At 47.3% G+C, this 20,666-nt stretch carries 2 protein-coding genes; both read right to left on the bottom strand.

Annotation, left to right across the window (positions count from 1 at the left end):
• Positions 1 to 3: 3 nt before the first annotated feature.
• Entirely contained in the window at positions 4 to 14,280 is a 14,277-nt protein-coding gene (locus tag AC07NA_RS10640; RefSeq protein WP_494897551.1) for an amino acid adenylation domain-containing protein, read from the bottom strand.
• Positions 14,281 to 14,338: 58 nt separating this feature from the next.
• A complete protein-coding gene (locus AC07NA_RS10635; RefSeq protein WP_494897550.1) occupies positions 14,339 to 20,659 on the bottom strand; it encodes an amino acid adenylation domain-containing protein in 6,321 nt (2,106 codons plus the stop codon).
• Positions 20,660 to 20,666: the final 7 nt, after the last annotated feature.

Genomic DNA, 20,666 nt, shown 5'->3' with positions numbered 1-20,666 from the left:
TAGTTAAAAACTCATAATATTATCGCTGTTATCATCTTCCAGGAATTTATCCAGTTCCTCGTGCTTAATTTCAGCACTTAATCCAAAATCGGCAGGGGTATATACCTTTCCTAATTTACCCTTTTCCATACAATAACTAATAATTGTGGCCAAGTTTTTTATATAAGTTTCGCCTAACGTTTTAATTGTTTCGGCACGATAATGTTTGGTACTGTACCCCCAGTTCATCACCAGTTCGCCCTGTACTATAAAACAGTTAACAGAGAGTTTTGCATCCGAATAATTCGCCGCGCTAACCGACTGCCCTATCTCCTCATCGGCCCGGCTAAGCCAGTTGCCTGCTGAAACAGCCTTGTCTAACTGCCCAAGGTAGTTAAATACGATATCCCATGGATCACGGCTTTGCAAAGCATCGATTTTATTGATATATTTTAGTACGCCAAAGCCAAGTCCTTTTTCCGGAATACGCCTCAACTCTTCCTTAACCCCTTTTATCAGGCCGTCGGTATCGTTTTCAGCTGCTAACATTACCGGGTATAAGCTTGTAAACCAACCCACTGTGCGGCTGCTGTCAATACTCTCGCTGATGGCTTCGCGGCCGTGGCCTTCTAAACCGATGATCACTTTTTGCTGCCCAGCCCAATCACATAAAGTTTTGCTTAAGGCCGCCAGCAGTATATCGTTAATTTCGGTATGGTATACTTTAGGCACTTCCTGTAGCAGGTGCATGGTGTTAATGGCATCGAGCTTTACACGGCTGGCTGCCACATCGCTCATCATAACGTCGCCGTTAAATGCCCAATCATCGGGTAGTGGTTCAAACCTGCTGGCCACCCCGTTCCAGTATGCTTTTTGCGCTTCAATCTTCTTGCTTAAACCATATTCGGTTAATGCGGTATGCCATTGCCTGTACGAACTTGTTTTGGCGCCCATTGAAGGTTGCTGAAGCCCGATCATGCTATCAAGCAATTGGTTCAAATCTTCCAAGATAATACGCCATGATACCCCATCGATAGCCAAATGGTGCACTACGATGAGCAAGCGGTTATCGTTTTCGTAACCCGGCATTTGCATCAGTACCGCGCGCATCAGTTTACCTTCGGTTATTGATAAAGATTGCTGATGTTTTTTTGCACTTGCTGTAATTAGTTCAGGCAGATGATTCTTTTCTTCATCCTGCAAATCCTCTACAAGTAATTGCGCATGTTCGTTACCGTAGCGTTGCTCCCATTCCGTACCCTCTTTGGTATACACAAATCGTAAGGCATCGTGCTGCATAGTGATGAGGCTTAATGCCGATTGCAGCATACCCGACGATATGTTTTTGTTCAGTTTAAAAAATACAGCCTGGTTGTAATACGATATTTCGGGCTGATTTTTTTGCAGGTACCATTGCTGTATAGGCAGTAACCCGGCATTGCCTGTTAACACGCCTTGTTCGCCCAGTAAAACATCGTCGCCGCGTTGTATGATCACTTCGGCCAGCGAGGCTATCATTTGGTGGTAGAAAATATCTTTTGGCTGCAAGCGTAAACCTACCCGGCGCGCCTGACTCACTATCTGAATAGTAAGGATAGAATCGCCGCCCAGCTCAAAGAAGTTATCATAAATGCCCACATGAGGTACACTTAACAAGTCGCCCCAGATGTTGCATAACTTTTCTTCAACCTCGTTACGCGGCGCGGCGTAAGTATGGCTGATAATTTCGGTAAAATCCGGATCGGGCAATGCACGTTTGTCCAGCTTTCCGTTAGAGGTAAGCGGGAATTCTTCCAGCTTCAGCCAAATACCGGGCACCATATAATCGGGCAGATAAGCCTGTAAATATTGTACTATCTGGTCGCGGTTAAATGTGGTGTTGGTGGTTACGTAGCCAATCAGTCGTTTCGCGCCCTGCTTATCAGGCCTTGCCAATACTACGGCTTGTTGTACCAAACCGCTTTGCATCAGCACCTGCTCAATTTCGCCCAGTTCGATACGATAACCACGAATTTTCACCTGATCGTCCTTACGACCCAGATATTCTATATTACCATCGGGCAACCAACGGCCTAAATCGCCGGTGCGGTATAGTTTGGCATCGACAACCTTACTAAACGGATCGCTGATGAATCTTTCGGCAGTTAGTTTGGGGCGATTCAGATAACCACGGGCAATACCCGCTCCGCCAATGAATATTTCGCCGGTAATACCTAATGGATTAATACCTTCCTCAACCTTATTACATATATAAATATTGGTGTTGGCAATAGGTTTACCAATTAATACCGGCTCACCATTTCGCATTACATATTGTGTACTGTAGGTGGTATCTTCAGTTGGGCCATACAGGTTGCGCACCTCTATAGCAGCGGTATCTAAACCTTCCAATACGTGTACCGGCACCGGTTCGCCTGCCATGTTGATGATGTTAACGTGGTGCAGGTCTGCCTTATCTTTCAGCAGGCTTTCTATTACCGATGGTACGGTGTTGATCAGTATGGCTTCGTCAACATTCAGGTAGTTTTTAATATCCAACCCATTCTCCAGTATCCGCAATTTTTTGCCTGTACTTAGCGGGTAGAACATTTCAAATACCGAAAGGTCAAAACACATGGAAGTTGAGGCGTAAACGATATCAAAATCGCTATTCGCGAACTCCTGTATGCTCCAGTTGATGAACGACGCGGTATTGCGATGCTCAACCATTACACCCTTAGGCTTACCTGTTGAACCTGAAGTATAAATTAGATAAGCCAGGTTATTAGGCGAAGCAGTCGCGGCCAGATCCGTATCATTTTCTGCCTGTAGTTTCGTTTCGATATCGGCATTGCTGATATCGATAATAGTGCCACCAAAATCGCCCAATTTATCGCTGCTTGCAGCACTGCTGATCACAAAACCGGCTTGGGTATCTTGCAGCATATAGCTGATCCTGTCCTGCGGATATTCAGGATCGATAGGCACGTAAGCGCCGCCCGCCTTTAATATCGCCAATATGCTGATGAGCATTTTTGGCTCGCGCTCGATACACAAAGGCACCAGTGTTTCGGCTTGCACACCCTGTTTTTGCAGGTAACGCGCCAGTTGATTAGCCTTTTTGTTTAGCTCATCGTAGGTCAGCGTATGCTCTCCAAACACTACGGCTATAGCATCAGGGTTTTGTTTTACCTGTTGCTCAAACAGCTGAGTAACAACTTTATCTTTTGGATAATCGAGCTGATTATCATTAAACTCATTTAACTGCTGTGTTTCTTCCGCTTCGCTTAACAGGTTCAGTTTACCTACCAGTTCGGCCGGGTTAGCGATAATAGCTGCGATCAGGTGTTCGTAATGACTGATCAGCCTGTCGATAGTAGCGGCCTCGTACAAGTCGGTATTGTATTCAACACCGCCGTGGATCTCACCGTTACGTTCGGTAAGGAACATGGTAATATCGAACTTGGAGGTACCATGCGCTTCGGGCAGGTATTCCAGTTCCAGTTCGTCCAGTTTAAGTTCGGGCACATCGGGCGTGTTTTGCAACACCAGCATCACCTGGAACAAGGGGCTACGGCTCAAATCGCGCTCTTTTACCACTGTTTCCACTACCTTTTCAAACGGTACATCCTGGTGCTCGTAAGCGGCCAGCGTGGTTTGTTTTACTTTGTGCAGTAATTCGGTGAATGGTTCGTCGCCTTTTACCTCATCGCGCAGCGCGAGTGTATTTACAAAGAAACCGATGAGGCCTTCCAGTTCGTTTTGGTTACGGCCTGCTACCGGGCTACCCACGCAAATATCTTCCTGCCCGCTATAGCGATACAGTAATACTTTGAATGCTGCCAGCGCGGCCATGTATAACGATACGCCCTGCTGTTTGCTCAACTCGCTGATGCCCTTGCTCAATGGCGTTGGCAATTGGAACATTTTGGTTTTACCATTAGTCCCTTGCACTGCCGGGCGTGCATGGTCGGCAGGTAATTGCAGCGGACTAACATCGCCCAGTTTCTCTTTCCAGTAGCTTAGTTTATTGCTTAGCACCTCGCCTTGCAGGTAACCGCGTTGCCATAGGGCATAATCCGCGTATTGTACCGGCAGGGTTGGCAGGTCGGCAAGGGTTTGCGTTACTTCGCTTCTGTACAGTTCAACAAATTCCTTCACCAATACCGAACCGCTCCAACCATCCGAAGCGATGTGGTGCATGGTTATTACCAGTACATGGTCGTTCTCTGTTATGGCCAGCAGTTCGGCACGCAGCATGGCATCCGTTGTTAAATCGAATGGCTGGCTGATGCTTACCTGTATATATTCTTTTATTTCGGCTTCGGTTTTACCTACTAAGTTCTGATAGCCAAGCGTCCAGTCGTCCTTGGCTTTAACCTGTTGGTAACCTCTACCGTTTTCTTCTTTAATAATGGTACGCAATGCCTCGTGGCGGTTCACTACAGCCTGGAAGGTATTGCGCAGCGCCACTTTGTTAAGCGTACCTTTTAACCGGAATACAGCAGGTATGTGGTACTGCACGCTGCCTTCCATCTTATCGATAAACCAAAGGCGTTCTTGCGAGAACGACAATGGAATTTCTTCAGGACGCTCTCCTACAATGATCTCCGGCAATGCTACCGTGATATCAATATTAAGCAGCAGGTGATTGCTCAACTCCGCAATGGTTGGGTGGCTGAACAGCTCCCTAACGGTTAGCTCCTGCCCGGTTTGCTGCCTGATCTGCGAAATGGCACGCATGGCCAGCAATGAGTGCCCGCCCAGTTCAAAGAAGTTATCTGTTGTACCTACCTTTTCTATCCCCAATAATACCGACCATATTGCAGCCAACATTTCTTCTGTTTCGTTTTCGGGAGCTTTGTATTCGTTGGTGTAAACCGCGCCCATATCAGGGGCTTTAAGCGCCCTTTTATCTACCTTACCACTGTTGTTTAGTTTAAAGCTTTCTTCTTCTACCCAAATTTGCGGTACCATGTAGTCGGGCAATACGCTGTTGAGGTAAGCCACCAGTTTTTCTTTGGTGTAGCCTTCATCAGGTATTACATAACCTATCAGCCTTTTGCTGCCCTGCATATCGGCGGCGGCTATAACTACGGTTTGTTTTACCAAGCCGCTTTGGTGTACGGCGCTTTCAATTTCGCCCGGCTCAATACGGAAACCACGGATCTTTACCTGGTCATCCTTACGGCCTACGTAATCAATATTGCCATCGGGCCACCAGCGGCATAAGTCGCCGGTACGGTATAGTTTCGCGCCTTCGGTGGTATCAAACGGGTTATCGATAAATTTTTCGGCCGTTAGTTCCGGGCGGTTCAGGTAACCACGAGATACCCCTGCGCCGCCAACATAAATTTCGCCTATCGCGCCTATCGGCGTTAACTGTTGATAATCGTTCAGGATATAAGCGGTACGGTTGCTGAATGGCTTACCAATTGGTATCAGGCTTTCGTTCCCTTGTATCAGGTATGTTAACGAGTAAGTAGTGTTTTCTGTAGGGCCGTAGCAATGTATCAGTTTTATTGCCGGAGACACGTGCTTAACCTTTAAGGCCAGGCGCTCCGATATTTTTTCGCCACCAAACAGTACGGCATCCAGGCCGACAAATATTTCGGGGTGATCTTCTGACAATTGGTTGAACAAGCCCGAAGTGAACCACATAATGTTCACCTTAAATTCGATCAGGTATTTTTTAAGCTTCGCGATATCGAACAGTTCATCATTTTTAACAATGATGAGCTTGGCGCCGTTCAGCAGGAACCCCCAGAACTCAAATGTAGCGGCATCAAAAGTTGGCGACGCGGTGATCAATAAAATATCATCGCTGCCGATGTTGATGTAGTTTACATTTTTAACAAGGCTAACCACATTACGCTGCTCCACCAGCACACCTTTAGGCTTACCGGTTGAACCCGATGTATAAATTACATAAGCGAGGTTACTTGCCGATACCGTAACCGTAAGGTTTTCGTCGCTTTCGGTTTCAAAAATATGGTTTGCGCCCAACTCTATCACCTTGCCTTTAAAGGCAGGCAGTTTATCCCTGCTTTGCGCGCTGCTTAGTAAAATTTCGGCATTGATATCCTCCAGCATGTAATTGATACGCTCTTCGGGATACTCGGCATCGATAGGCACATACGCCCCGCCTGCCTTTAATATCGCCAGCGTGCCGATGATCATTTCCAACCCGCGCTCGGCGCAGATCGGCACCATAGTTTCGGCTTTTACACCCTGCTTTTGCAGGTAACGCGCCAGGCGGTTAGCCCTCGCGTTAAGTGCCGAATAGGTTACTTCTTCACCCTCAAAAACCAAAGCAACGGCATCCGGTGTTTGGGCAGCCTGTTCCTCAAAAATTTCGGCAATGCTTTTATCTGCCGGGTATTCTGTGGCGGTATTATTAAACCCGATCAATTGCTGATCAATCTCCGCATCCGTTAGTAAACGTAAGCGGCCTATCTTTTCTTCGCGGTTTAAAAGTACCGAATTGATGAGCTCTTTATAATTACCGATCATACGGACTATAGTATCCTCATGATACAGATCGGTATTGTATTGCACCGCAAACTGCAAGCCACCTGCCAGTTCTGTCACCACAAATGTAAGCTCAAACTTTACGGTGGTAAGCTCAAATTCGTAGGTAGAAAGATTTAGTCCGCCCAATTTAAGTTCGGGCACTTCCGGCGTGTTCTGCAATACCAGCATGGCCTGAAATAGTGGGCTGCGGCTTTGGTCGCGCTCTTTTACTACAGTTTCAACCACCTTCTCAAACGGCACATCCTGGTGTTCGTAAGCTTCGAGTGTTGTTTGCTTAACGGCGTTTAACAGTTCAACAAAACTATGTTCGCCTTTTACCTCATCGCGTAAGGCCAGTGTGTTTACAAAAAAGCCTATCAGGTTATCTAGTTCCTGCTGGCTGCGACCTGCTATTGATGTACCTACGCAAACATCTTCCTGTCCGCTGTAGCGGTACAGCAACACCTTAAATACCGAAAGCAGGGTCATGTATAATGTTACACCCTGTTCTCTGCTTAGTTCCTGTATCGCCTTGCTTATTTGCGCGTCAAGCTTAAATGTTGTTGTACTACCGTTGGTGCCCTGTATTGCCGGGCGGGCGTAATCTGTTGGTAATTGCAGCGGCGCTACATCGTCCAGCTTTTCTTTCCAGTAGTTAAGTTTTTTATCGAGTGTTTCCCCTTGCAGGTAACCGTGTTGCCATAAAGCGTAATCGGCGTATTGTACGGGCAGCTCCGGCAAATCAGCAGCAGTGCCGTTTACTTCATTTTGGTACAAAGCCACAAACTCTTTAGCCATTACCGAACCGCTCCAACCGTCAGACGCGATGTGGTGCATGGTTACCACCAATACATGATCGTTGGCATCGAGTTCGAGCAAGTCGGCTCTTAGCATGCTATCGGCACCTAAGTTAAATGGCCTGGAAACAAGGGTTTGAATATGCTGTTTAAGCACAGCTTCGCTATTTCCGGTTACATTGGTATAGCCCAATGCCCAGTCATTTTCGTGGTTTATTTGCTGATAACTGTAACCGTCTTTTTCAACGATCACGGTACGCAACACCTCGTGGCGATCAATAATTGCCCGAAATGTACGCTGTAAAGCTAACTTATTTAATTCGCCTTTCAAACTAAAAACAGCAGGTACATGATATTGTGTACTACCTTCCAGCTGATCTATAAACCAAAGGCGCTCCTGGCTAAACGAAAGCGGTATTTGAGCCGGGCGTACTGCGGGAATAATTTTTGGCAATAATGCCGCTGTATCCCCGCTTGTCAGTAAATGAGCGCTTAATTCACTAACTGTAGGGTGTGTAAACAGTTCGCGAACGGAAAGTTCTTTACCTGTTTGTACCCTAATTTGCGCTATAACACGCATAGCCAGTAAGGAGTGCCCACCCAACTCAAAGAAGTTATCGTTGGTGCTTACCTTATCCAGCCCTAAAAGTTCGCCCCAAATTTTGGCCAGTATCGCTTCTGTTTCGTTTTCAGGTGCCTGGTATTTTGCCGATTGAATTTCGCTCATATCGGGCGCTTTCAACGCGCGTTTATCCACCTTACCATTTAAGGTAACCTTAAATGCAGTTTCCTCCACCCACAGTTGCGGCACCATGTAATCGGGCAGTATACCATTAAGGTAGGCAACCAGTTTTTCTTTGGTATAACCTTCTTCGGGCACAACATACCCTATCAGGCGTTTGTTGCCATGGGCATCAGCAGCAGCTATAATTACTGTTTGCCTTACCAAGCCGCTTTGCTGTACCACGCTTTCAATTTCGCCCGGTTCCACCCGGAAACCACGGATCTTCACCTGGTCGTCCCTGCGGCCTATGTATTCAATATTGCCATCAGGCATCCAGCGGCAAAGGTCGCCGGTGCGGTATAGTTTGGCCGATGCATCTTCGCTGAACGGATCGTTGATAAACTTTTCGGCGGTGAGTTCGGGGCGGTTCAAATAGCCACGGGCTACCTGCACCCCGCCAATGCACAGTTCGCCGTATACCCCTACAGGGGCCAAAGCCATGGCTTCGTTCACTATATAGATCTGCGTATTGCTTATAGGGCGACCGATTGGCGGCAGCGGCGGCAACGCGGCATTATCCACATCGAACCAGCTTACCACGTGGGCTTCGGTTGGGCCGTATTGGTTGATGATCCTTGTTCCGGTTTTATGTACCAGTTTTGCAATATCGTCGGTGATCTTCAGCTGCTCGCCTGCTATAATTACCTCCTCGGCAAAGTGCATACCCTCCGGTAACGACACGATGAATTCGGCCAGGTTTTGCAGAACGATGAACGGGAAAAACAAATGAGTGATCTTGTACTTATCAACATCGCGCATTAACTCGTTCACATCGCGGCGGCGTTCTCCATTAATTAAATAAAGCGTACCACCGAAACAAAGCGTTGAAAAAATTCCCTGAAAGCTTACATCAAAAGTAAACGCGGCGAATTGCAATACACGCCTCGCTTTATTTTTAAACTGATCTTCCTGCCAAAATAGCAAGTTAACCAGGTTTGAGCCCGGCATCATTACGCCTTTAGGTTTTCCTGTTGAGCCCGATGTATAGATCACGTAGGCCAGGTTATCCGACGCGGTTTCAGTGAATACGTTTGCTTCGCTCTCATTGTTCAATTGGGCTTGAATCGCTTCGCTACCCAGCTCTATTACTTTGCCGGTATAATCGCTTAGTTTTTCTTTGCCCGTTGTACTGGTGATAATTAAAGCGGCGTTGGTATCCTCCAGCATGTACGCTATTCTATCCTGCGGGTATTCCGGGTCGATAGGTACATAAGCGCCGCCTGCTTTCAGTATCGCCAGTATGGCAATGATCATCTCGGTACTGCGCTCTATGCAAAGCGGTACCAGTGTTTCTGCCTTTACACCTTGTTTTTTAAGGAGATTGGCCAGTTGGTTCGCTTGCTTATTAAGCGTAGCATAAGTTAGCTCTTTACCTTCAAACACCAATGCGGTTGCAAATGGTGTTTTCTCTGCCTGCGCTTCAAACAGCTGCGCCAGGTTTTTATCTGTTGGGTAAGCTGTTTTTGTATTATTGAATTCATTAAGCTGTTGTTCCTTCTCGGTGTTTGTAAGGATGTTCAGCTGACCTATTTTTTCTGTTGGATTGCTGTTAATAGCCGCGATCAGTTCTTCATAATGACCTATCAGTCTTGCTATCGTCGCTTCGTTATACAGGGCGGTATTATATTCCACCGCGCCACGGATTCCGCCGTTATGCTCTGTCAGGAACATGGTGATATCGAACTTCGATGTGCCGTGCGCTTCGGGCAGGTAGTCCAGCTCCAGATCGTTCAATTGCAGCTTTGGTATTTCGGGCGTGTTCTGCAATACCAGCATCACCTGAAACAGCGGACTGCGGCTTAGGTCGCGTTCTTTTACTACCGTTTCTACCACTTTTTCAAATGGCACATCCTGGTGCGCATAAGCTTCCAGCGTGGTTTGTTTTACTTTGCTCAATAACTGGTTAAAGGTTTCCTCGCCTTTTACCTCGTTGCGTAAAGCCAGTGTATTTACAAAGAACCCGATAAGGCCTTCCAACTCGCTTTGGTTACGGCCGGCCACCGGGCTGCCTACGCAGATATCTTCCTGCCCGCTATAGCGATACAGCAATACCTTTAGTACGGCCAGCGCCGTCATGTACAGGGTGACGCCTTGTTCTTTGCTGATCTGGTGAAGTGCTTTGCTTAGATGATCCGGCAGTTGAAATACGGTTGTACTACCCTGTGTGCCTTGCACCGATGGCCTTGCGTAGTCGGTAGGCAGTTGCAGCGGGGCTACATCATCCAGTTTTGTTTTCCAGTAATTAAGCTTTTCATTCAGCGTTTCGCCCTGCAAGTAATTCCTCTGCCACAGCGCGTAATCCGCGTATTGTACCGGCAGGGTTTGCAGGTTAGGCGCAGTTTGGGTAACCTCGCTCCGGTAAAGCTCTATAAATTCTTTTACCAATATAGACCCCGACCAACCATCTGAAGCGATGTGGTGCATGGTTACCACCAGTATATATTCGGCAGGACTAAGCGTTAACAGCGTGGCCCTTAACAACGTATCTTCTGCCAGATCGAACGGCACGCTGATCAGCGTTTGAATTGCCTGCTTTACCTGCTCTTCTGAATGGTTGGTTAAATCTTGTTGGCTTAGGCTCCAGTTGTCCTTCGCTTTTACCTGTTGATAGCCTGTACCGTTATGCTCTTTGATAACCGTCCGCAATACTTCATGGCGGTTAACTATCCCTTTAAAGGTATTTTCTAAGGCGCTTATGTTCAGCGTGCCCTTAAGGCGCAGTACCGCGGGTACATGGTATTGTACACTGCCTTCCAGCCTGTCAATAAACCACAAACGCTCTTGCGAGAACGACAATGGTATTTCATCAGGTCGTTCGCTCACCGCTATCTGCGGAAGCAATGCTGCCGGAACAGCTTCTTCTTTATTTTCAGTTTGATCGCCTTGCAGCCTTTCGCTTAGTTCGGCAATGGTCGGATAATCGAACACGTCGCTTATCGGCAACTCCGCTTTAAATGCACGGCGTACTGCCGAGATCAAACGTACTGCCAGCAGCGAATGACCGCCCAGTTCAAAGAAGTTATCCGTAGTTCCTACCGTGTCCAGTTCAAGGATATCGGCCCAAATCTCCGCCAGAATTTCTTCGGTTTCGTTCTTAGGCGCCTGGTAACCGCCTTGTATATGTTCGCCTTCCGGATCGGGCAGCGATTTGCGGTCTACCTTGCCATTGGCGGTTAATGGTACTTTCTCTATTTCTTGCAGATAGACCGGTACCATATAGTCCGGCAGTTGGGCTTTCAGGTAATCCAGTATCGCGCCGCGGTCAAACTTACCTTCGGCTACCACATAACCTGCCAGTTGCAGGTTGCCCTGCCTGTCTTCACGGCTGATGACTACCGCCTGTTTTACCTTCTCGCTGGCTTCCAGCACACGACTGATCTCGCCCGGCTCTACACGGTAACCACGTATCTTCACCTGATCGTCAATACGGCCAAGATATTCGATATTACCTTCGGCGTTGTAGCGTACCTTATCGCCGGTTTGGTATAATTTATCTGTTCCGAATGGATTGTCGATAAATTTTTCGGCAGTCAGTTCTGCACGGTTCAAATAGCCCCCGGCTACACCCGAACCGCCAATTAGCAGCTGCCCCGGTACGCCCACAGGGCACACTTCGCCCTCTTTAGTTAATATGTATACTTCAGTATTTGAAAATGGTTTCCCTATCGGGATGATGTTGCCTGTGATATCTTCCTCTGCGGGAATTTCGTACAGCAGCTTACCAATCGTAGTTTCGGTAGGGCCATAGTGGTTTACTACCCTGCAATCGCCATATAAACGAATGCGCTCCACCGATGATTTCGGCAAGGCCTCGCCACCAAATATCAACAGTTTCGACGGCAGCAAAGGCGCACCCGATTCGGGCGATAAAGCCTTCCAATGCGATGGCACTATCTTGATACAGTCGATGCGGTTATCTTCCACATATTCCTGCATCGCCTCTATGTGGCTCGCCATCGCTTTGCTTATCACGTGCAGCTCGCCGCCGTATAGCAATGAACCATAAAGCACGGTGTTACCCAAATCGGTTGCAATGGTGGTCACCATAGCAAACCTGCGGCAACAGCTGATCTGAATCTTTTCATCCAGCCCGTAAACATAGTCAACCAAGTTACGGTGGCTAACTTTTACACCCTTCGGTTTACCTGTTGAACCCGATGTGTAGATCACATAGGCTATATCGTAAGCATTGTGGGTTATGGCCGGGTTGCTTTCACTTTCCAACGACAGCTCCCAATCCAGTTCGTCAAGTTCCGCTACTTTCAGGTTGTCGTTTTCGTCGGTAAGGCGTTCGGCGTATTTGCTTTCGCTTACCGCTATTTTTGCGCCTGTATCTTCCAATAAGTGACCAATTCGCTCCTGCGGCATATCGGTATCCAGTGGCACATACGCCCCACCGGCTTTTAATATGCCCAGCATACCGGTCAGCTGCGCTATGCCCCTATCCATATACAGCGGCACCAAAGTACCTGCCTTTACACCATGCCTTTGCAGGTAATGCGCCAGCTGATTGGCCTTTTGGTTCAGTTCGGCATAGGTGAGCGATTTCCCTTCAAACACCAGCGCTTTCGCATCGGGTGTTTTCACTGCCTGTGCTTCAAATAAGCTAACCACCGTTGCCGTTTCCGGATAAGCAGCGGTGCTTTTGCCCTGGTTGAGCAGGTTTGTTTTTTCCGCTGCTGTCAGTATCTGCAAATGGCCTATTGTTCCCTGCGGATTAGCCAGCACCGATCTGATCAGTTGCTGGAAATGTTCCGTCATGCGGGCTATGCGTGCATGCTCGTAAACATCTGTATTGTATTGTACCGCGAAGCGTAACCCATCTTTCGTTTCGGTTACAAAGAATGTCAAATCGAACTTTACCGTGGTTTGCTCATAGCTATAGCCCGACAGTTCCAGACCGCCAAGCTTTACTTCAGGTACTTCAGGGGTATTGCCCAGCACCAGCATTACCTGGAACAGCGGGCTTCTGCTTTTATCTCTTTCTTTTACTACCGTTTCTACTACTTTTTCAAACGGTACATCCTGGTGCTCATAAGCGCCCAGCGTGGTTTGTTTTACTTTCTTCAGGAGATCGGTAAAGCTTTCTTCGCCTTTCACTTCGTCACGAAGTGCCAGTGTATTTACGAAAAAGCCGATCAGCCCTTCCAGTTCCTGACGTGGCCTGCCTGCTATCGAGGTGCCTACGCAGATGTCTTCCTGTCCGCTGTAACGGTACAGCAATACTTTGAATATCGAAAGCAAGGTCATGTAAAGTGTTACGCCTTGTTCCCTGCTTAGGGCTTGCAGTCCTTTGCCTATTTCGGTATCCATGCTGAACAGCAATGTGCTGCCTTTGGTGCCTTGTACGGCCGGGCGTGTATGATCTGCCGGTAGTTGCAACGGGGCTACATCGTCCAGTTTTTCTTTCCAGTAGTTCAGCTTTTCTTCCAGCAGTTCTTCCTTCAGGTAGCCTCTCTGCCACAGGGCATAGTCGGCATATTGTACCGGTAGCTCCGGCAGGTTGGCTTGCTCGCCCGTGGTATATTCTTTGTACAGCGCTGCCACTTCGTTTACCACTACCGGCATCGACCAGGCATCCGACGCGATATGATGCATCGTTACTACTAAAATATGTTCCGTTTCGCTGATCTCCAGCAATGCCGCGCGCAGCATGTGGTCTTCGGTCAGCGTAAACGGTTTATTGATCAGCGACTGGATGGTTTCCCTTAGTTCCGCTTCGCTTTGATCTGCTGCTTGAAGTTCTTCTATTGCCCAGTTGTTCTCTGCTTTTATCTCCTGGTAACCCCTGCCGCCTTTTTCGGTCATCACCGTACGCAATACTTCGTGACGGTTAACGATAGTTTGGAAGGTTTTTGCCAGCGCCGCCTTGTTCACTTCGCCTTTCAGGCGAAATACTGCCGGTACGTGGTATTGTACGCTGCCTTCCAGCCTGTCTATAAACCATATGCGTTCCTGAGCGAAAGATAAAGGCAGGTCGATAGGTGCAGCCCTGTCAAATATGGCTATTTTATCAGTATCATTTATGCTTTTTGATTTCCAGCTTTCATTGCTTAAAAAATCAATTATCAGTTGCTTATTAGCCCTTATATCATTTAAAAGTTGCTCATCTATTTCCTGATCTTCAGGGACTTTAAGTTGCAGGCGATCGCCATTCAGAATGATTTCTACATCATTTTGCTTCGCCTTGTACAGTATATCAATTACCTTATTAAAAAAATCTTCCATGTAATAAGTCAGGCTTAGCTTTTGTTCTTAAATATCTGTTTAAGGTAATATCGTTATGTTAAATATCCATTACCTTGAATGCTCTTTTTTGATCAACAGGTTCCCTGTGTGTTTGCGTTTCAATATACCTGCCTAATTCTTTAATAGTGGTAAACCTGAACAGCATATTCACCGGGATGGAGATGGATAAACCCGTTTCAATACGATGGATAAGCCTCATGGCCAGCAACGAGTGCCCGCCCAATTCAAAGAAGCTGTCTTCCGTACCTATCTTTTCTATCCCCAATAATTCGCTCCAGATCTGCACCAGTTTCTCTTCGGTTTCGTTCTCCGGCGCGCGGTACGCTGCCGACTGGATGCCGCTCATATCCGGTGCCTTGAGTGCTCTTTTATCGATTTTTCCGTTAGCGGTCAGTTTAAAATTTTCTTCTTCAACCCATAACTGCGGTACCATATAATCGGGCAGCACGCTGTTGAGGTATTGCAGCAGGTTTTCTTTACTGTAGCCCTCATCGGGGATAACATAACCGATGAGCCTTTTACTGCCCTGCGCATCGGTACCTACAATTACCACGGCCTGTTTTACCAGTCCGCTTTGTTTAACCACGCTTTCAATCTCACCCGGCTCTATCCGGAACCCTCTGATTTTCACCTGGTCGTCCTTGCGGCCAATGTATTCAATACTGCCATCGGGCAGCCATTTGCCTAAGTCGCCGGTGCTGTATAACCTGCCGCCGGTATCGTATGGATTACTGATGAATTTTTCGCGGGTTAATTCCTCGCGGTTCAAATACCCTCTTGATAAACCCGCGCCTCCAAGATAAATTTCGCCGATCGCGCCGACGGGCACCAATTGATAGCTGCTGTTAAGTACGTAAGCGGTGCGATTATTTAAAGGTTTCCCTATCGGGATAGGATTGCTGACCGGGTTTGTTATCGGGTAAGTTAACGAGAAGGTGGTATTCTCGGTAGGACCATAACCGTTAATTAAGTTCAGTGCCGGGTATACTGTGCTGATCTTTTGAATATGGTGTTCCGATAATTTTTCGCCGCCTACCAGTATGGTTTTCAACCCGCTAAATACTTCCGGACTGTCCTCTGTTAACTGGTTAAACCAGCTTGAGGTGAACCACATGGTGGTCACCCTATATTTTGTAATTAATGCTTTAAGCGACGACGCGATGAACAGATCCTCATTTTTACACAGGATAAGTTTGCCGCCGTTCAGCAACATGCTCCAGTACTCAAAAGTAGTGGCATCAAAGGTTGGCGCTCCGGTTACCAGTACCACATCATCACTGCTGATATCAACGTAGCTAACATTTTTCACCAGGCTCACCACATTCCCCTGCTCCACCAAAACACCTTTAGGTTTACCGGTAGAACCCGAAGTGTATATCACATAAGCAAGGTTGTTAGTCGATGCTTTTACAGCCAGATCTTCTTCACTTTCATTACTTAACAAGGCTTGTGTCGCCTCGTTATCCAGCTCGATCACCTTACCGGTAAAGCCATTTAATTTATCCCGGCTTGCCACGCTGCTTAGTATCAACTTGGCATTGGTATCTTCCAGCATGTAAGCGATACGGTCCTGCGGATATTCAGGATCGATAGGCACATAAGCACCGCCTGCTTTCAGGATAGCCAGAATCGCTATCATCATCTCCACTCCACGCTCAACACATAGTGGCACCAGTGTTTCTTCAGTTACACCTTGTTGGGCGAGGTAGCCGGCCAGTTGATTAGCCTTTTTATTAAGCTCCTCGTAAGTCAGCTCGGCGTTTTCAAACACCAACGCAGTTGCTGATGGTGTTGCCTGTACCTGTTGCTCAAATAATTCGGCAATGCTTTTATCTGCCTGGTAAGCTGTTTGAGTATTGTTGAATTGAGTAAGCTGCTGTTCTTTTTCTGCTTCGGTAAGGATGTTCAGCTTACCTATCTCTTCGGCCGGGTTAGTAATTACCGCACCGATCAATTCTTCATAATGGCAGATCATCCTTGCTATTGTAGCAGCCTGGTACAGATCGGTGTTGTATTCTATTTCGCCGTTGATCTCGCCGTTTTGCTCTGTCAAAAACATCGTTAAATCAAACTTCGAGGTGCCGTGCGCTTCTTGTTTGTATTCGAGTTGCAGGTCGTTCAGTTCCAGTGCAGGTGTTTCGGGCGTGTTCTGTAATACCATCATCACCTGGAACAGCGGACTACGGCTCGTGTCCCTCTCCTTCACTACCGCTTCTACCACCTTTTCAAATGGCACGTCCTGGTGTTCGTACGCGGCTAAAGTGGTTTGTTTTACTTTGCCGAGTAACTGGGTAAATGTATCATTGCCTCGCACTTCATCGCACAGGGCTAAAGTATTTACAAAGAACCCGATCAAGCTTTCCAGTTCGCCCTGGTTGCGGCCTGCAACCGCTGTACCTACACAAATATCTTCTTGTCCGCTGTAGCGGTGCAGTAATACTTTAAATACCGATAGCAGGGTCATATACAAGGTTACCCCTTGCTCCCTGCTTAAATCTTGCAGCTTTTTGCCCACACCGCTTTTCAATTGAAAAGTTTGGGTAGCGCCTTTGGTGCTTTGTACCGCCGGGCGGGCATGGTCTGTTGGTAATTGCAGCGGGGCTACATCATCCAGTTTCTCTTTCCAGTAGTTGAGTTTTTGCTCCAGTGTTTCACCTTGCAGGTAGCCGCGTTGCCACAGGGCATAATCTGCATATTGTACTGGTAAGTCGGTTAAGTTTGGTGCTGTTTGAGTGACCTCGCTTCTGTATAATTCTACAAACTCTTTTACCAATACCGAACCCGACCAGCCATCCGACGCGATATGGTGCATGGTGATCACAAGCATATACTCGTCAGTACCGGTTTCCAGCAGGTCTGCGCGCAGCATGCTATCAGCACTTAGGTCGAAAGGTTTGCTTATAAGGGTAGTTATCAGGCTGCGAAGTTCTGCCTCGTTGTTTTGTTCTGTTTTGTGATAACCCAGTGCCCAGTTATCTTTAGGCTGTACCTGCTGATAACCTATGCCTCCGGCCGCTGTGATCACCGTGCGTAATGCTTCGTGGCGGTTCACAATAGCCTTAAAAGTATTTTCAAGCGCCGTTCTATTTACCGTTCCTTCCAGTTTAAATACCGCCGGGATATGATACTGAACGCTGCCTTCCATTTGATCGATAAACCACAAACGCTCCTGGCTGAATGATAGTGGAATCTCCGCCGGGCGTTCGCCTGCTGCTAATACCGGTTGGTTAGCAATTGCTTTTTCATCGTTTATTTTGGCAGAAAGTAAGGCGATAGTAGGATTATTAAACAGATCACGAACCGATAGCTCCTTCCCTGTTTGCAGCCTGATCTGCGAGATGACGCGCATGGCCAGTAATGAATGCCCGCCCAGTTCGAAAAAGTTATCGTCAATACCTATCTTTTCAATACCCAATAACTCGCTCCATACCTGCACAAGGTTTTGCTCGGTTTCATTTTGAGGCGCACGGTACGCTACGGATTGTAAATCACTCAGATCCGGCGCTTTCAACGCTTTCTTGTCTATCTTACCATTGGTGGTAAGTTTAAAGCTTTCTTCTTCTATCCACAGTTGCGGCACCATGTATTCGGGCAGTAAACCGTTAAGGTATTTTACCAAACCCTCTTTGGTATAACCTTCGGCAGGCACTACATAACCTATCAGGCGTTTATTGCCCTGCGCATCGGTATTGGCTACCACTACAGATAGTTTTACCAGGCCGCTTTGTTGTACCGCGCTTTCAATTTCGCCCGGTTCAATGCGGTAGCCCCTTATTTTTACCTGGTCATCTTTACGACCGGCATATTCTATATTACCATCGGGCAGCCAGCGGCACAAGTCGCCTGTGCGGTAAAGCTTTGCACCTTCGGTAGTATCAAACGGATTATCAATAAATTTTTCGGCAGTAAGTTCCGCACGGTTCAAGTAACCGCGGGCTACCTGTATGCCACCAATGCACAGCTCGCCGTAAGCGCCAATTGGCACCGGCGAAGTATCATCATTTAATAAGTATACCTGTACATTATCAATAGGTTTGCCAATAACGATAGTGCCATCGGGGCGGATAGGATCAACCGACAGCGTAGCGCAAACGGTGCCCTCTGTAGGCCCGTAACCATTGATCAGCCTCACACCTTTCGATTGGATATGCCTTCCCAAACGCTCGTTCAGGGCTTCGCCGGCAGATATTATGCTGCGCAGCGTACCCAGATCGTTCTCAATAATTTGCTGGAATGATGGCGGTATAATAGCTACCTCCACCTTGTAGGTATCAATCAGGTTCTTAAAACCATCGGCCGATAACAGCACTTCTTTGCGGCATAGTACCAATGTACCTCCGCCGGCCAATGCCGTAAATATTTCATTGCACGATGCATCAAAGCTAAACGACGCGAACTGCAATATGCGCGTACCCACCTGTACATCAAACAGAATATCGTGATAAACAGCCAAATTCACCAGGCCTTTGTGCTCTACCATTACCCCTTTAGGTTTCCCGGTAGAGCCCGATGTGTAGATTACATAGGCCAGGTTATCGGGGACTGATTCAGCATCTAAGTTATCCGTACTTTCTGCCTGTAATGCATCTTCTATACCATCTAACTCAATGATAGTACCGGTAAAACCAGCCAGTTTTTCACGGGTTTGCGCGCTACCGATCACCAGTTTGGCACCCGAATCTTCCAGCATGTAGTTAATCCTGTCCTGCGGATATTCAGGGTCGACAGGCACATAAGCACCGCCCGCCTTTAAAACCGTCAGTATGCTCACGATCATCCCGAAACCACGCTCAATGCAAATGGGCACCAATGTTTCGGTCTGTACACCTTGCTTTTGCAGGTAATATGCCAGTTGATTGGCCTTCGCGTTAAGGTCGGCGTAGCTAAGTTCCTTGCCTTCAAACAACAATGCTATAGCATCAGGGTGCTGCTGCACTTTTGCCTCGAACAGGTCGATGATCGTTTTCCCTTCGGGATAGCTTTCGGTATTGGCTTCCGATTGCATATAAGTGCTGAATGCCAATAACGTTTCGCGTTCGGCAGCAGGTAAAATATCTATATCTCCTACGCTTTTATCAAGCGCCTGCGGAAACTGCGCTATAATATAAAGGATACGTTTACCTAAAAGATCAATCTCTTCTGCCGTAAAGTATTCGTTTCTGAATTGTATTTGTAATTGCAGCGGCTGGTTTTTGCCGTAATCGCGCCAGCATAATTGCAATGGCGTGCGCTCTTCATCATTACCCAGGCGGATAATGCGGGCTTCAATTTCGTCGCCGAAATCAAGGCCAAAATCAAGCGGTTCGTAGTTTACCACCACCTCGCACAAATAACCATCAGCAATATTCAGCTTAAGGTTGCGGCTAAGGTCGGCAATGGGGTAGTTATAATGGCGGTAATCTTTTTTCTGCGTGTTGGTAACATCAGCCAATAAACCGGCCAAAGTTTGCTCTTTATCAAAGCTGCCTTTAAACGGCAAAACCCCGCTGAACATACCCACCATATTACGCAGCTTTTTTGAGCCCCGTTTATGCACCGGGATGCCAAATACAAAGTCAGTATCTGCCGATACATTGCCAAAGTATATCAGCAATGCCGCTAAAGTAAGTTGTTGAAAACCGGCCCCGCTTACCTGCTGAATATACTCCAGAGAGAGCCTTTGCTCCGCCGGAATATCAATATTGTAAGTGGTGCTTGCTTTTTGCGCTGCCGATAAGGTATATTTCGGGGTAAGCAACTTTTGCGGTTTGGCAGCGATCTTCTCATTCCAGTACTGCTCGTCATCTTTATAACGTTCAGATTGGTTGTATTCGCCTGCGTTGGCAATTTCTTCGCTGTAGGCCGGGTAGTTAAATACCGTATCGTCGCCGTTAGCCAGGGCCTTATATTTTTGCGCTACGTATTGTACGTAAACAATAAAGCCGTAACCATCGGTAATGAGGTGATGGTATTTACCAAAGAACCAATGCTCATCATCGGCAATTTTCACCAGGTATTGATCAAAAGGCAGTGTTTGCGCGCTTAGCGCGAAAGGAATATTGAACTGTCCCTGCATCCATTTGATGACCTCTTCACTGGCATCCTCCTGATCGCTGAAATCAACCTCAACCAGTTCGCATTTGCCGAAGCTGTCATCATATTGATAACCTAATTCGGCAAGGGCCAAATCAAACCTGAACTTGAACGCGTCAAACACCACCGGGGCCGAGCCCACGGCCTCATGGAATTTCTCCTTATCCAACGCTCCTTTCAATACGATGTACCCGCCAATATTATATTGGGCGCTATCGATGTTCAGAAGCTGATCAACAAACACTTCCTGCTGGGCAGGGTGTAAAGGAAAAAACGGTTTGTGCATAAGGTTA

The organism is Mucilaginibacter sp. GW821-FHT07G05 (genome assembly GCF_059418565.1).
This window is presented reverse-complemented; position numbering and strand designations above follow the sequence as displayed.